The organism is Bifidobacterium xylocopae (assembly GCF_003315615.1).
Classification (GTDB): Bacteria; Actinomycetota; Actinomycetes; order Actinomycetales; family Bifidobacteriaceae; genus Bombiscardovia; species Bombiscardovia xylocopae.
This window is the reverse complement of sequence record NZ_PDCH01000073.1, coordinates 1-443: the sequence shown is the minus strand read 5'-3', so window position 1 is coordinate 443 and position 443 is coordinate 1. Positions and strand designations below refer to the sequence as shown.

Annotated in this window: 1 pseudogene; it reads left to right on the top strand. The window is 74.3% G+C overall.

Features of this window, described 5'->3' with window-relative positions:
• A pseudogene (locus CRD59_RS07680) lies at window positions 1-443 on the top strand (hypothetical protein); the annotation flags it as partial.

The window sequence follows — 443 nt, the reverse complement described above, 5'->3', positions numbered from 1 at the left end:
GGGCCACCGTCCGGGCGCTCCGTGCCCATGCTCACCCCGCCGCGCGACCCCCCGCCCGGGGTCAGAGAGCTGGTCTGCGCCGGGCAGCGGGCACGGGCACAGGAGGCTGAAAGCCTGCAGGCGCACGCTTGGAACGCGGGTGCGGCCGCCGAACGAGTCCGCCTGGAGTCCGCCGCACAAGCGGCCGCCGCCGCCCGTGTCCTCGCCTTGGACATCATCCCCGGCGCTGTCCCGATCGAGACCTACTCCTTTCCCGAGCGCTGCCTCATGCTCTTCGGTGCGGCAGGCCCCGGCCTGACCCGGACCGCCCTTGACCTCGCTGATGACGTCGTCGCTCTCTCCCTATTCGGCGCGGTCCGTGCCCTCCATGACGGCGCCCACCCCCCCGTCGCCATGCCTGCGCGGGTGGCGCCGCACTTGTCCCTCCCGGCGTCCGGGGTCGG